9 protein-coding genes are annotated in these 15,401 nt (G+C 69.9%); 7 read left to right on the forward strand and 2 right to left on the reverse strand.

All coding sequences use genetic code 11. From position 1 onward, the window contains the following. Window positions 1–141 precede the first annotated feature (141 nt). From OHA61_RS31530 to fxsT, 3 genes are all read left to right on the forward strand, one after another. Window positions 142–852 carry an aminoglycoside N(3)-acetyltransferase gene (locus OHA61_RS31530; RefSeq protein WP_406305889.1) on the forward strand — a complete coding sequence of 237 codons (711 nt, stop codon included), beginning with the start codon at window positions 142–144 and terminating at the stop codon, window positions 850–852. 112 nt (window positions 853–964) lie between these two features. Further along, window positions 965–2,305, forward strand: coding sequence for a TIR-like protein FxsC (locus OHA61_RS31535; protein ID WP_406305890.1), 1,341 nt, complete (start codon window positions 965–967; stop codon window positions 2,303–2,305). Then, the gene (fxsT, locus tag OHA61_RS31540) at window positions 2,289–6,230 is read left to right on the forward strand and encodes an FxSxx-COOH system tetratricopeptide repeat protein (RefSeq protein ID WP_406305891.1); all 3,942 of its coding nucleotides are present in this window, start codon (window positions 2,289–2,291) and stop codon (window positions 6,228–6,230) included. Before OHA61_RS31535 ends, fxsT begins: the two co-directional genes overlap by 17 nt. A 193-nt stretch (window positions 6,231–6,423) precedes the next feature. On the opposite strand, the gene OHA61_RS31545 is transcribed toward fxsT, so the two are convergent. Next, entirely contained in the window at window positions 6,424–7,290 is an 867-nt protein-coding gene (locus OHA61_RS31545) for an alpha/beta fold hydrolase (RefSeq protein WP_406307552.1), read from the reverse strand. Between the two features lie 198 nt (window positions 7,291–7,488). Here OHA61_RS31545 and OHA61_RS31550 point away from each other — a divergent pair, with 198 nt between their 5' ends. Then, complete coding sequence (locus OHA61_RS31550; protein ID WP_406305892.1) at window positions 7,489–8,340, forward strand: slipin family protein; 852 nt, start codon at window positions 7,489–7,491, stop codon at window positions 8,338–8,340. A 222-nt stretch (window positions 8,341–8,562) separates the two neighbouring features. Continuing rightward, entirely contained in the window at window positions 8,563–9,648 is a 1,086-nt protein-coding gene (locus tag OHA61_RS31555; protein WP_406307554.1) for a S1 family peptidase, read from the forward strand. A gap of 76 nt (window positions 9,649–9,724) precedes the next feature. On the opposite strand, the gene OHA61_RS31560 is transcribed toward OHA61_RS31555, so the two are convergent. Next, window positions 9,725–10,759 (reverse strand): DUF3533 domain-containing protein, encoded by a 1,035-nt coding sequence (locus OHA61_RS31560; protein ID WP_406305893.1) that lies wholly within the window; start codon window positions 10,757–10,759, stop codon window positions 9,725–9,727. Between the two features lie 154 nt (window positions 10,760–10,913). Between OHA61_RS31560 and OHA61_RS31565 the strand changes: the two genes are divergently transcribed. Further along, the gene (locus OHA61_RS31565; protein WP_406305894.1) at window positions 10,914–14,357 is read left to right on the forward strand and encodes a DNA polymerase III subunit alpha; all 3,444 of its coding nucleotides are present in this window, start codon (window positions 10,914–10,916) and stop codon (window positions 14,355–14,357) included. Continuing rightward, a complete protein-coding gene (locus OHA61_RS31570) occupies window positions 14,354–15,334 on the forward strand; it encodes a DNA polymerase thumb domain-containing protein (protein WP_406305895.1) in 981 nt (326 codons plus the stop codon). The genes OHA61_RS31565 and OHA61_RS31570 overlap by 4 nt, the downstream gene beginning before the upstream one ends. Window positions 15,335–15,401 lie beyond the last annotated feature (67 nt).

Consider the following 15,401-nt stretch of genomic DNA (forward strand, 5'->3'; position numbering starts at 1 on the left):
CGGATCAGGCCGGATCAGCGAGCGTGCGTGCCAGGGCACGCGAGCCCGGCAAGATCCGAAAGACACCCCCTGAAAGGGGCACTGGCGCCGTCCCTGCGGGGACTGACGCGGTCCTTACGGGAGCTGGGCGTACAGGACGGCATGACGCTGCTCGTCCACGCCTCCCTGCGCGCCACCGGACTTCAGGCGGAACCTCTCCGTGACGCGCTCCTCGAAGTAGTCGGCGAGGACGGCACGCTCGTCGTGCCCGCCTTCACCGCGGACAACTCCGACACCTCGCCCTCGTACCGGGCCCGCGTGCGCGGCATGACACCCGAGCAGTCGGCGGCCTTCCGGGCGGAAATGCCGGCCTTCGACGCCGCGACGACGCCCAGTCAGGGCATGGGCCGGTTGGCCGAGTCCGTGCGGACCGCCGAAGGGGCCGTGCGCAGCGCTCATCCGCAGACCTCCTTCGCCGCGCTGGGACGTCGGGCCGCCGAATTCCTCGCCGTACATCCGCTCACCTCGCATCTCGGCGAGGACTCGCCGCTGGGAGCCCTGTACCGGGCGCGGGCCCAGGTGTTGATGATCAATGTGGATTTCGATGTCTGCACCGCATTCCATCTCGCCGAATACAAGACCCGTGCTCCCGCCCGGACCTACCGTTGTGTGGTGCAGCGACCTGGTGGGGGTAAGGAATGGACTGAGTACGAAGACATCGAACTTGACGACAGCGATTTCGGTGCGATCGGCGCGGCCTTCGCGTGGGGTATGGAGCAGAAGGGACAACTGGGGGGAAGACCGGCAAGGTTCTTCTCGATCAAGGAAGCGGTCGACCATGCGGAGCGCTGGATGACCGAAAAGCGGTGTTGATTGACTGAACGTCGGGGGGATGGAGTGTGTCGGGCTCCGGAATGATTAATTCGCTCGCATCTCTCATCGATGCTGGGTGTGAGGTCGGGCGTTCAGGCAGGACGGGGGTCGTGTGTCGGATTCAGCGCAACGGGCGGCGGATCATAGGCCGTACTTCTTCTTGAGTTATGCGCATACGCCGAGGTACGGGGCTGGGGGCCCGGACCCGGACATGTGGGTGGAGCGGCTCTTTCGAGATCTGTGCGGCCATGTGATGGCCATGACCGATCTGCCGGCCGGCGCGCCGGCCGGGTTCATGGACCGCGAGATCCGCTCCGGCGAGGGCTGGTCGGAGCGGCTGGGTGAAGTTCTGGCCACCTGCCGGGTGTTCGTCCCGCTCTTCTCGCCGCGGTACTTCGCCAGCGAGATGTGCGGCAAGGAGTGGTACGCCTTCGCCCAGCGGGCGATCTACCACCAGGCGAAGAGCAACAGACCCGCCGAGGCGATAGTGCCCGCCCTGTGGGTGCCCATGCCGCCGGAGCACCTGCCGGGCCCCGCAGAGCGGTTGCAGTTCAACCACCGTGCCTTCGGCGACCGCTATGTCACCGACGGGCTGTACGGACTGATCAAACTCCGGATATTCGCAGAGGAGTACGAGGCTGCCGTCTATGAACTTGCCAAACGCATCGTCAGCGTCGCCGACACTACGCGCGTCGGCTCCGGCAGCCCGGTGGACTACCGGCAGGCGCCCAGCGCCTTCGGCAAGCCCACCGGCGGCCCCCGTCCGATGCATGTGACGGTTGCCGCGCCGACCAGCCACGACCTGCCCGAAGGCCGGGCTCCCGACTACTACGGCAAACAGTCCCAGGACTGGAATCCCTACCACCCCGACTCCGCGAGGCCGTTGGCCTATGTCGCCCAGGACCTGGTGCGCTCGCTCAACTACCAGGCGACGGTCTCCTCGTTCGACCACGAGTCGCCGCCCGACGCCGGCCAGCCGCCCACCCGGCCCGAGATACTTCTCGTCGACCGCTGGGCTCTGGAGGACGAGGACCGCCGTCAGCGCCTCGCCGCCTTCGACGCGGAGCCGCGGCCCTGGGTGAGCGTGATCGTCCCCTGGAACCGTGACGACCCGCAGAGCCGGGCCGCCGAGGCCGAGTTGGCCGAGAAACTGGAGCGGACCATGCCGCATCAGCTGCGCCACGGCAGGGCGGCAAGCCGGGCCGCCGCCAGAGGAGTGCTCAGCATGGAGGCTTTCGGCCAGATCCTGCCCCAGGTGGTGGAGTCGGCCGCCCAGGAGTATCTGCGGCACGCCGAGGTCTTCCCGCCCGCGGCGCCGCCGCCCCCCGGAGCCCGTTCGTCCGAGCGGCCCCGGCTGCGCGGTCCGATGGCCGAGTACGGCACCACTCACTACGTCCCGAACACGCGTGGAATCGCCCCCGATGCGGAGGACACGGATGACAGCCAGTCGTGACGGGCGCATCGTCACCTTCTATTCGTACAAGGGAGGTACGGGCCGCACGATGGCCCTGGCCAACGTGGCCTGGATCCTCGCCGCGAACGGCAAGCGGGTCCTGGCGGTCGACTGGGATCTCGAAGCCCCCGGCCTGCACCGCTTCTTCCATCCCTTTCTCGACCCCTCCACGCTCGGTGCCACCACCGGGGTCATCGATCTGATCACCGAGTACGCCTGGGCGGCGACCAGCCCCGAGCCGCGTCGCGACGACTGGCACCGTGACTACGCGCGCATCCAGCCGCACGCCGTCTCGCTCACCCCCGAGAGCCTGGGCTGGGAGTTCCCCGACGGAGGCACGCTCGACTTCGTCTCCGCGGGCAAGCAGAACCGCGAGTACTCCGCGACCGTCTCCACCTTCGACTGGGACAACTTCTACGACCGTCTCGGCGGCGGCCACTTCTTCGACGCGCTGCGCGAGGACATGAAGGCCAACTACGACTACGTCCTCATCGACAGCCGTACCGGCCTCAGCGACATCGCCGACATCTGCACCGTCCATCTGCCTGACGTGCTCGTGGACTGCTTCACCCTCAGCGACCAGTCCATCGACGGCGCCGCCGCGGTGGCCCGGCAGATCGACGAGCGCTACGGCGGCCGCGGCATCAAGATCTACCCGGTCCCGATGCGGATCGACGAGGGCGAGAAGGAGAAGGCGGACGCCGGACGGGCCCTGGCCCGGCTGAAGTTCGACCGGTTTCCAGGCGGTCTCGCGGGCGAGGACCTCACCGCCTACTGGGGCGCGGTGGAGATTCCGTACCGCCCCTTCTACGCCTACGAGGAGACCCTCGCCACCTTCGGCGACGAAGCGGGTCTGACCAACTCCCTGCTCTCCGCCTTCGAACGGCTCACTTCGGTCGTCACCGAACAGCGGATCACCTCGATGCCCGCGGTCGGCGAAGAGGTCAGACTTCGCATCAGAGACGCCTTCACGCGCCGCCGCCCCGCCCTGCCCGCCGACCTCTACCTCAGCTACGTGGCAGAGAACCGCATGTGGGCCGACTGGGTCGAGTACCAGCTCACCCGGGCCGGGTTCCGGGTCGTGCCGCGCGATGTCTCGGCCGAGCGGGATCCGGCCGACGCGGCCGAAATCGCCGCCGAGAACGCCGCGCGCACTGTCGTACTGCTGTCCAGCGCCTATCTCAAGTCCTCCCGGGCGGTGGAGGTCTGGTCGCGCGCCGCGGCCGAGGACCCCGGCGGCGGCCGGCACCATCTGCTGCCGATCCGGGTCGGGGACGTGCGACTCACCACCCCCTACATCGACCGCAACCCGGTCGATCTCTTCCGGCTCGACGAGGTGCACGCCACCACCGCGCTGCTGCGCGCACTCGACCGCCCGGTCCAGCTGCCCGACAGCGCATCGCCGGGACCGCGATTCCCCGGCACGGTGCCCAAGATCTGGAACGCGCCGCCCCGCAACCCCGGATTCACGGGGCGCTCGGTGGTGCTGGAGCGGATGCGCGACCAGCTCGGCGGCGGCATGGCGGTGGCCGCGGTACTGCCCCAGCCGCAGACGCTGTACGGGCTCGGCGGCGTCGGCAAGACGCAGGTCGCCCTGGAGTACGTCCACCGCTTCATGGCGGACTACGACCTGGTGTGGTGGATCTCCTCCGAGCAGCCCGACGACGTGGTCGCGGGTCTCGCCGAACTCGCCGTACGCCTGGGCGCCCAGGGCGGCGAGGACATGGCGGCCGCGTCCCAGGAAGCCATCGATCTGCTGCGGCGCGGAGTTCCGTCCTCGCGCTGGCTGCTGGTCTTCGACAACGCCGACGACCCCGAGCAGCTGAAGAGGTTCTTCCCGCCCCAGGGACCCGGGCACATCCTCGTCACCTCCAGGAACCAGACCTGGTCGCAGTACGGGGACGCCCTGCCCGTCGACGTGTTCCTGCGCGAGGAGTCCATCGAGCACCTTCAGCGGCGCGCCCGCGGGCTGAGCATCGAGGACGCGGACCAGGTCGCCACCGCCGTCGGCGATCTGCCGCTCGCCGTCGAGCAGGCCGCAGCCTGGATCGCGGAGACCGCCACACCGGTCGCCGAGTATCTGGAACAGCTCAAGGACCAGGCAGCGAGCGTCCTCGCGCTCAACCAGCCCGCCGGTTACCCCGAGCCGGTCGCCGCGACCTGGAACGTCTCCATCGAGCGGCTCAAGGAACGCTCACCGGCCGCGGTGCGCCTGCTCCAGCTCTGCGCCTTCTTCGCGCCCGAGCCGATCTCCGCGAACCTCCTCTACAGCAAGGAGATGATCGACGCGCTCAAGCCGTACGACGCCTCCCTGCAGGAGAAGCTTGTACTCGGCCGGGTCATCCGCGAGATCGGCCGGTTCGCGCTGGCCAAGGTCGACCAGGTCTCCAACTCCATCCAGGTGCACCGGCTCGTGCAGGCGGTCATCCGGGCCCAGCTGACCGAGCAGGAGCAGCAGGACGCACGGCACGCCGTCCACCGCGTCCTCGCCGGCGCCCGGCCCGACGACGACGAGCCGATCGACAACCCCGAGACATGGCCGCGGTTCGCCACCATCTGGCCGCATCTCGGCACCTCCGAGGCCCGGTTCTGCAAGGAGCCGGAGACCCGGCGGCTGCTGATCGACCGGGTGCGCTACCTGTGGAAGCGCGGCGACCTGAACACCGCGTACACGCTCGCCGAAGAACTGCGCGAGAGCTGGCGCGAGATGCTGGGCAACGACGATCTCCAGTATCTGTATCTTCGCTTCCACCTCTCCAACATCCTTCGCTCGCAAGGGCGTTACGTGGAGGCCAAGGAGCTGGACGAGGTAACCCTGGAGCGCCAGCAGGCGGTTCTGGGCCAGTCCCATCCGCACACGTACATGACCACCAGCGGTCTCGCGATGGACCTGGGCACGCTCGGCCAGTACGGCAGGGCGATGGAACTGGCCACCGAGGCACACGAGGGATTCAGCCAGATCTTCCACGAGTCCCATCCGCGTACGCTCGCCGCCGCCAACAACCTGGCGCTGAATCTGCGCATGGTCGGCCAGTACGCCAGGGCGCGCGAGATCGACCAGGAGGTCTTCGACCGGCGCACCGAAGTCCTCGGCCCGGAGCATCCGTACACCCTGTCCTCGGCGATGAACCTGGCGCGCGACCTGCGTGAGGTCGGACGGTACGAGGACTCGGTCTCGCTGCTCAGCCGGACGTACGAGCTCTACAAGGAGCAGCTGGGCCGGACCTTCCCCGGCACGCTGGCCGCGGCCAAGAGCCTCGCCGTCTCGCTGCGCAGGGCAGGCAGGCTGGAGGACGCGCGCCGGCTGACCACCGCCACGCGCAACCGCTATCGCGCCAAGTACACCTCGGCCAACCCGGACTCGCTGGCCTGCGATCTGAACCTCGCGGCCGACCTGTTCGCGGCCGGGGAGCCGGTGGCCGCGCGGGACCTGGCGCAGGAGGTCGTCGACCAGTACCGCAAGGTGCCTGGCGAACGGCATCCGTACACCCTCGCCGCGAGCAACAACCTCGGCATCTTCCTGTGGGGCTGCGGCGATGCGGAGGCCGCGGAGGCGGTGCTGCTGAAGGTGTCCAGGACGATGCGGGAGGTCCTGGGCGAAAGCCATCCGCACGCCCTGTACGGCACGATCAACCTGGCCAACGCCCTTGCCGACCTGGGCGGTCTGGAGGAGGCGCTGGAGATCGAACAGCGGACGGTGACCCGGCTGCGGGAGGTGCTGGGGCAGCACCATCCGGAGGTGCTGGGCATCGCGTCGAACATGTCGGTCACGCTCGGTCTGCTCGGCCGCAAGGACGAGTCGGCGCAGCTGAGGGCGGAGACGGTGGAGGAGCTGCAGCGGCTGCTGGGCGAGGACCACGCACTGACGCGAATCGCCCGCGACGAACGCCGCGTCCACCGCGACCTGGAGCCCCTGGCAGTCTGACCGGGCTCCGCCCCCGGACCCCCGCGCCTCAAACGCCGGCGGGGCTGAGTTGTTCAGCCCGTCCGGCGTTTGAGGACATGCGGCCGAAGTCGCATACCGGGGTCTGGGGCGGAGCCCAGTTTCGTGCCGCGAAACGGCGCGGGAGTCTGGGGGCGCAGCCCTCAGTTACGGGAAAGGGCGGGGTGGGGAAAGGTCACCCCTCCAGCAACCACGTCAGCACCCGCGGCAACGCATGCAACGCATCAAAATGCGCCGCCGCCGGTTCGAGCACCGCCGTCGCCCCCGGAATCCGCTGCGCCAGCCACCTCGAGTGCCCCACCGGCGAGAACACGTCCTTCTCGCCGTGCCACAGCATCACCGGCCCCTTGATGTCCGCCGGGTCGAACCCCCAAGGGCTGCAGAACGCGAGCGCATCGTCGATCCACCCGTACGCCGAAGTGCGCAGCGCCTCCTGGTAGTTGCGAAGCAGCATCGACCTGACGCCCGCATCCGCCACCACCATCCGGTCGGAGTCCGTCAGTTCTCGGCGCAGATCGTTGAGGAGCCGTATCGGGTCCTTTCTGATCTCCGCGGACCGCAGGATGAACCGCTGGATCAGCCCCGCCGGATCGTCGGACGCCGTGGTGTATTCCAGGACATTCGACGCGGCCATGCCCTCGAACCAGTCCAGCCCGTCCGCGTCCCTGGGCGCGAGCGTCACCAGCGCGGCGGTGCGGGTGATCCGTTCCGGAATCAGGGCCGCGCAGGCCAGCGCGTGCGGCGCCCCGCCGGAGCGGCCCACCACGGCGAACCGGTCCAGGCCGAGCTCGTCGGCGATCGCCTGTACGTCCTGGGCCACATCGGCGACGCTGCGGCCCGCGAGCCGGTCCGAACCGCCGTAGCCGGGGCGGTCGTACGCGATCAACTGGGTGCCGCGCTGGTACAGGACCATGCCGCGCGGCGCAGGGCCGAGCCGGCTGCCCGGGGTTCCGTGCAGCAGGAAGACGGGTCTGCCGCGCGGATCCCCCAGCCGCTGAACCATCAGATGCCGCCCGTCCGTCGCGCGCACCCGACGTCGCAGCACTCCCGCGCCCCCCTCCGTAGTACGTGCCGGTCCACGCCAGTACGTGCCCTGTGCAGACAGGCTGAGCCAGGCATTCCCTGCCCATTCGATGATTACCCATCAGGGTCCTGACCGGGACTCCCTTTGACGTCATTTGGGGGTTACCGTCGAAGAGAAACGTGCATGCGCGTACACATCGCACCCCAGGGGGCCGTGATGGTAGAGGCACTGGTGGCGGCCGCAGCGACCGTCGCGTCCGCGGGCGTCGTCTATGTCATGGCGGCGGCCCGGGTCGTGAAGCAGTACGAACGAGGTGTGGTCTTCCGGCTCGGAAGGGTCCGATCTTCCGTACGCGGCCCGGGTTTCACGCTGATAGTCCCCTTCGTGGACCGGCTCCGTAAAGTCAATATGCAGATCGTGACGATGCCGGTGCCCGCGCAGGACGGCATCACCCGGGACAACGTGACGGTGCGCGTGGACGCGGTGATCTACTTCAAGGTCGTGGACGCCAGCGAGGCCATCGTGCAGGTGGAGGACTACCGCTTCGCGGTCTCGCAGATGGCGCAGACCTCGCTGCGGTCGATCATCGGCAAGAGCGATCTGGACGATCTGCTGTCGAACCGCGAAAAGCTCAACCAAGGCCTGGAGTTGATGATCGACAGTCCCGCCATGGGGTGGGGCGTGCAGATCGACCGGGTGGAGATCAAGGACGTGTCCCTGCCGGAGACGATGAAGCGCTCGATGGCGCGGCAGGCGGAGGCGGACCGTGAGCGGCGGGCGAGGGTCATCAACGCCGACGCGGAGCTGCAGGCGTCCAAGAAGCTGGCAGAGGCGGCCGGAGTGATGTCGGACCAGCCGGCGGCGCTCCAACTCCGGCTGCTGCAGACCGTGGTGGCCGTCGCTGCGGAGAAGAACTCCACGCTGGTGCTGCCGTTCCCGGTGGAGCTGCTGCGCTTCCTCGAGCGCGCCCAGCAGCCACAGCAGTCGCCACAGCAGTCACAGTCGCCCCAGCAGCCACTGCCGTCGCGGGATTCCGGCCCTGCGCAGTCGGGAACAGGACAGGACTAGTCCTCACGCCCCGCCCATGAGCCGATTGCATGCGGTGTTCGCACATCGGAACCGCCCAGTGTTGACGCCTCCTGTGAAGGCACTGTGAACGCACCTGTGTTGTCGTGTGCCCGTCCTGAAGTCGACCTTGTGTCCTACCAGTCGGTATCGGAATAGTGGGCGCCCCATCCTCCGTGTCCAGGTACCCCACTTGCCCGGATGCGGCCCCACAGGAGGTCGATGTTGAAGCACCGACGGATACCCAAGAGAAAAGCGGCGATTGCCGGCGGCGCGGTTGCCGCCCTGGTGGCCGCGGGCGTCACCTTCCAGAGTGCGAACGCCAGTGACGACACTGAGAAGTTCGCCGTCAAGCCGCTGTCTGCGGTTGCGGCCGGAAATCTTGCCTCCACCCTGAGCAAGACCCTGGGCGGCGACGCCGCAGGCACGTACTACGACGCCGACACCAAGGCGCTCGTCGTGAACGTCCTCGACGAGAAGGCGGCCGAGTCCGTACGCGAGGCGGGCGGCAAGGCCCGGATCGTGGAGAACACTCTCACCGAGCTGAAGTCCGCCCAGCAGACTCTCACCGCCAAGGCCACCATCCCCGGCACCTCGTGGGCCGTCGACCCGGTCACCAACAGGGTTGTCGTCACCGCCGACCGTACGGTCAAGGGTCCCCAGTGGAACAGGCTCAGCGAGGTCGTCAAGGCTCTGGGCGGCAAGGCCGAACTGAAGAAGTCCGCGGGGGAGTTCAAGCCCCTGATCGCGGGCGGTGACGCCATCCACTCGGGCGGCGGACGCTGCTCGCTCGGCTTCAACGTGGTCAAGGACGGCGAGCCGCACTTCATCACCGCGGGACACTGCGGGAAGGCCGGCAGCGAGTGGTCCGACTCGGCGGGCGGTGCCCCGATCGGCTCGATGGTCGATTCGCAGTTCCCCGAGAACGACTTCGCGCTCGTCAAGTACAGCGGCAGCAGCGAGCACCCGAGCGAGGTGAACCTCTACAACGGCAGCGCGCAGGCGATCACCAAGGCGGGTGAGGCGACCGTCGGCATGAAGGTGCAGCGCAGCGGCTCGACCACCCAGGTGCACGACGGCGAGGTGACCGGGCTCGACGCCACCGTGAACTACGGCAACGGTGACATCGTCAACGGCCTCATCCAGACCACGGTCTGCGCCGAGCCGGGCGACAGCGGCGGCTCGCTCTTCGCGGGCGACACCGCGATCGGGCTGACCTCCGGCGGCAGCGGCGACTGCTCATCGGGCGGTGAGACCTTCTTCCAGCCGGTGACGGAGGCGCTGTCCACGTTCGGCGCCGAGATCGGCTGACGCGACAGAGTGTCCGCAGGGCTTCGCCCCGGACCCCTTGCCGATCGAGGCGCGGGGTCCGGGGCGAAGCCCCGCTTCACGTCGTCGGCCTGCGGCTCCGCAGCAGCGCCAGCCCCGTCGTGACCAGTGCCCCTCCCGCCGCCCATGCGGCGAGGACCCACATCGGGCCCGTCATGCCGCTGCCCTTGAAGTACGCGATCGAGCGCGCCGAGAAGGTGCCCGCGCCCGGCGGCAGCGCCGGTCCGATGGCCCGCCAGAACGGCGGCAGCAGCGGATAGGCATACGCCCCGCCCGCGCTCGGATTGCCGAAGACGACCACCAGCAGGATCGCCAGACCGATACCGACGATGCCCGCGAGGCCCTGGAAGGCCAGCGTGATCGCCCCGACCGCGAAGACCAGCAGCGTGCCGAGCCCCCACAGGGCCATGATGCTGCCGGGCAGGGCGTCCAGGACCGGGCCCGCGATTACCGTACCCAGCAGGCCGGCGGCGATCGAGTACAAGAGCAGCGCACCCAGTCTGATCAGGGCACGTGCCGTATTGGCTGGCCGCGCGCCATGGCTGATCGCGAGGATCGCGGCGCACAGATAGCCGCCCACGCACCAGCCGATGGCCAGGTAGAACGAGGAGAGCCCGCGGGCGTCGCCGCCGGCGTTGGGGACCACGTCCACGACGGCCACCGTCCGCCGCTGCGCTCTTTCCGTCGTGGCGATGACCTCGGTGAGAGCCTGTGAGAGCGAGGCGCCCGCCGCGCCGGCGACCAGGAGTCTGTCAGCGGCGCCCTGCGGGTCGACGATCAGCGCCCCGTCGACGTCGCGGTTCTGGATCTGCCGCACCGCCGTCGCCTCGTCCTCGACTGCCCGCGGGTCGAGCGGATCGCCGGGCAGCGCGGAGAGCCGCTGTACGGCCTGGTCGGTGATCTGCGCCGCGGGCGTGACGACGGCGAGTGGGATCTCGTGCGGCTTCGGATGGTGGAAGGCGCCGATGTACGACGTGATGAAGGCGAGCTGGAGCGCCAGCACCCCGATGACCAGGACCGCCGCCCGCACACTCACCGCGTCCTTGAGCTCGTCGACGAAGCCGGTGCGCGGGCCGTCAGATGTCCGGTTCATGGGCCCCACGCTCCGTGTCGCCCGGTGTTTTCGCAGGTGGGACGAGGCCGAATGGCTGAGGTGGCGGGCGCGTGACACGTGTCGTACGAATGTTCGAAACTTGGTCTATGGTGGGAGGTGGGGGAGGTGAGACGGACTGATCCAGGAGGTGCAGGTGCCCGGGTTCACGCATCTGCACACCGTTTCCGGGTTCTCCCTGCGGTACGGGGCCTCGCACCCGGAGCGGCTTGCGGAGCGCGCCGCCGAGCGGGGTATGGACGCCCTCGCGCTGACCGACCGCGACACCGTCGCGGGCGCGGTCCGCTTTGCCAAGGCCTGCGCGAAAGAGGGCGTGGGAGTGCGGCCGCTCTTCGGTGTCGATCTCGCGGTGGGGGAGCGGGCGCACAAGGAGGGGCCCTCCGAGCGGCGGCGCACCCCGGTGCGCGGCGGCGCGTTCGTCGACGAGTCCGCACCCCGTACGGTCTATCTCGCCCGGTCCCGCGAGGGCTGGGCCGAACTGTGCCGGCTGGTGACCGCCGCCCACGCTGCCGGCGACGGCAGCCCGCTGCTGCCCTGGGCCGACAACCACGGCGACGACCTGACCGTGCTGCTCGGACCGGCCTCCGAGATCGGCCGTGCGCTGACCGCGGGACGCCCCGACCGGGCGGCCAAGCTGCTCGTGCCCTGGCGGGAGTGCTACGGCGACAGCCTGCGTCTGGAGGTCGTGCACCACGGCCTCAAGGGCACCGGGCCGGGCTCGCTGCGCCAGGCCGCCCGCACGCTCGGCTTCGCCGCCGAACAGGGCGTACGGGCCGTGCTCACCAATGCCGTCCGGTACGCCGACCAGGGACAGGGCCCGGTCGCCGACGTCCTCGACTCGGCCCGCCGCCTGGTCCCGATCGACCCGCACAAGGGCCTCGACAGCGGTGAGCGCTGGCTCAAGGAACCGGCTGCGATGGCCCGTATCGCCGAGCGCGTCGCCGAGGCCGCCGGCTTCCGCCGCGACACCGCGCACCGGCTGCTCGCCATGACGGAGGAGGCGGCGGCCGCGTGTCTGGTCGACCCCGAGGACGATCTGGGGCTCGGTTCCGTCCACTTCCCCGAGCCGCATCTGGTCGGCGCCGGGCGCCGTACCCCGCAGCGGGTGCTGGCCTCCCGGGCTGCCGCCGGAATGGTGCTGCGCGGCTATGACGGCCGTCGTGAGTACTGGGAGCGGATGCACCACGAGCTGGACATCATCGCGCACTGGGGCTACGCCTCATACTTCCTGACGGTGGCTCAAGTCGTCGACGACGTAAAGAGGATGGGGATCCGGGTCGCGGCGCGTGGCTCCGGCGCCGGGTCGCTCGTCAACCATCTCCTCGGCATCGCGCACGCCGACCCCGTCGAGCAGGGGCTGCTGATGGAGCGCTTCCTGTCCAAGCGGCGTTCCGTACTGCCCGACATCGACATCGATGTGGAGTCCGCCCGCCGGCTCGAGGTCTACCGCGCGATCATCGGCCGTTTCGGCGAGGAGCGGGTCGCGACCGTCGCCATGCCCGAGACCTACCGGGTGCGCCATGCGGTACGGGACGTGGGCGCCGCGCTCTCCATGGACCCGGCCGAGATCGACAAGATCGCCAAGTCCTTCCCGCACATCCGCGCCCGCGACGCCCGCGCTGCCATGGAGGAACTGCCCGAACTCCGGGCGCTGGCAGGGGAGAAGGACAGATACGGACGGCTGTGGGAGCTGGTCGAGGCGCTGGACGCGCTGCCGCGCGGGATCGCCATGCACCCGTGCGGGGTGCTGCTCTCGGACGCCGCCCTCCTCACCCGTACGCCGGTGATGCCCACCAGCGGCGAGGGCTTTCCCATGTCGCAGTTCGACAAGGAGGACGTGGAGGACCTCGGGCTGCTCAAGCTCGATGTCCTGGGGGTGCGGATGCAGTCGGCGATGGCGCACGCGGTCGCGGAGCTGCGGCGCACGACGGGTCAGGTGCTCGACCTCGACGACCCGGAGCAGGTGCCGCCGGGCGACCCGGCCACGTATCGGCTCATCCAGTCCACCGAGACCCTGGGCTGCTTCCAGATCGAGTCGCCGGGCCAGCGGGATCTGGTCGGCAGGCTGCAGCCGTCGGACTTCCACGATCTGGTCGTCGACATCTCGCTCTTCAGGCCGGGGCCGGTCGCCGCCGACATGGTGCGGCCGTTCATCGAGGCCCGGCACGGCCGGGCGCCCGTCCGCTATCCGCATCCGGACCTGAAGGGGCCGCTGGAGGAGACGTACGGAGTGGTCGTCTTCCACGAGCAGATCATCGAGATGGTGAACATCATGACCGGCTGCGGTCGCGACGAGGCCGACCGGGTACGGCGCGGGCTGTCCCACCCCGAGTCGCAGGGGAAGATCAAGGTCTGGTTCGCCCAGCACGCGGAGGCGAAGAGGTACGCGCCCGAAGTGATCGCCCGCGCCTGGGAGATCATCGAGGCCTTCGGCTCGTACGGCTTCTGCAAGGCGCACGCTGTGGCCTTCGCCGTACCGACCTATCAGTCGGCCTGGCTCAAGGCGCACCATCCGGCGGCCTTCTACGCCGGGCTGCTCACGCACGACCCCGGGATGTATCCGAAGCGGCTGCTGCTGGCGGACGCGAGACGGCGCGGGGTTCCGGTGCTGCCGCTGGATGTGAACCAGTCGGCGGCCGCTCATCGAATCGAACTGGTGTCTGGTTCTCCTGATCGGTGGGGCCTGCGGCTCGCACTCTCGGACGTCCATGGCATCAGCGAGGCCGAGGCGGCACGGATCGAGGCCGGGCAGCCCTACTCCTCACTGCTGGACTTCTGGCAGCGGGCCCGACCGGGCCGACCGGTCGCCGAACGGCTCGCGCAGGTCGGCGCGTTGGACGCCTTCGGCGCGAACCGCCGCGATCTGCTGCTGCATCTCGCCGAACTCCACCGCGGACAGCGGGGTTCGGGCAGGTACGGCAGTCAGCTCCCCCTGGGCGACGGGCAGAAGACCGCCCCCGTCGGGCTCCCCGACCTGGGCGACGCGGAACGCCTCAGCGCCGAGCTCGGCGTCCTCGGCATGGACGCCTCCCGCCATCTGATGGCGGATCACCATGCCTTCCTGAAGGAGCTGGGAGTGGTCTCGGCACACCGGCTGCGCTCGGCGGAGCACGGGCAGACGGTGCTGGTCGCGGGTGCGAAGGCGGCCACCCAGACCCCGCCGATCCGGTCCGGCAAGCGGGTCATCTTCACCACGCTCGACGACGGCACGGGCCTGGTCGACCTCGCCTTCTTCGACGACAGCCATGCCGCGTGCGCGCACACCGTCTTCCACTCCTGGCTGCTGCTGGTACGCGGAGTGGTGCAGCGGCGCGGACCGCGCAGCCTCAGCGTGGTCGGCGCGGCGGCCTGGAATCTGGCGGAACTGGTGGAGCTGCGGCGTACGGGCGGGCTCGACGCGGTCGCGGCACGGCTGGCGGAGCCCGTGCCCGCGGAGGATGAGGCTGAGACGGACAGCGGCCGCCGTATCCAGATGTCGACGGGTTATGAGATGAACCCCTGGGCGGACCTCCAGCCGCCGGGCGAAGGGACCCCCACCGGGCGGAAGTTGTGGCACCAGAGTCCGGGGAGCGCGGGATGATCCTCTACGTACGCTTCCGGCCCGCCCCGGCGCTCGGCACCGGCGGGGTCGAGGCGGCCCTGCCGTCCCTGCTCGGCCTGGCCGAGGACATCAGCCCCGTCGTACAGGCGCTCCCGCCCGACGCCGCGCTCATCGATGTGCGCGGCGCCGAACGGTACTTCGGTCAGGACGCGCTCCAGCTCGCCTCGCTGCTGCGGGTGCGGGCGCTCGCACACTGCGGGGTGGACTGCGCGATCGGAGCGGGCCCCGGCCCGATGCTGGCCAGGATGGCGGCACGGGAGGCCACGCCCGGGACGACCCTGGTGGTGACGGACGCCGGGACGGCCGGGTTCCTGGCCGGCAAACCGGTCGCCGCGCTGGACGGCGTGGGGACGGCGACGGCCCGCACCCTGTGTGCGTACGGCCTCGACTCCGTCGGCAAGGTCGCCGATGCGCCGCTCGCCGTGCTCCAGCGGATCGTCGGCGCGCGGGCCGGCCGCGAGCTGTGGGAGCGGGCACGCGGCATCGACCGTACGACGGTCGTCCCGAACGCCGCCGCGCGCTCGGTCGCGGCCGAACGGGCCTTCTCGCGCGACGAGCTGGACCCCGTACGTCACCGCAGGGCGCTGCTCTCGATCGCCGAGGAGCTGGGGCTGAGGATGCGCGGCGAGGGCCAGGTGTGCCGCGCGCTGAGCCTGACCGTGCGGTACGCCGACCGGTCCACGACCACCCGGGCGCGCACCCTGCGCGAGCCGACCGCCCACTCCGCGGCGCTCACCGATGCCGCGTACCGGATCCATGAGTCGCTCGGCCTGCAGCGGGCCCGGGTCCGGAGCCTCACCCTGCGGGCCGAGGACCTGACACCCCTCGAACGGGCCGCGCGACAGCTGACGTTCGACCCCGCGGACGAACGGGCGCGGCGGATCGAGGCGGTGGCTGACCGGGCGCGGGCGAGGTTCGGGCCGCGGGCGGTCGTGCCGGGCTCACTCGCAGCGTGACGCACAAGCCGCGTAACGCGTGTACAGAACGCGGCTTATTGACACGGATTCAGTTTTTACTCGCGCG

The sequence above is a fragment of the Streptomyces sp. NBC_00885 genome, assembly GCF_045207475.1.
Lineage (GTDB): Bacteria > Actinomycetota > Actinomycetes > Streptomycetales > Streptomycetaceae > Streptomyces.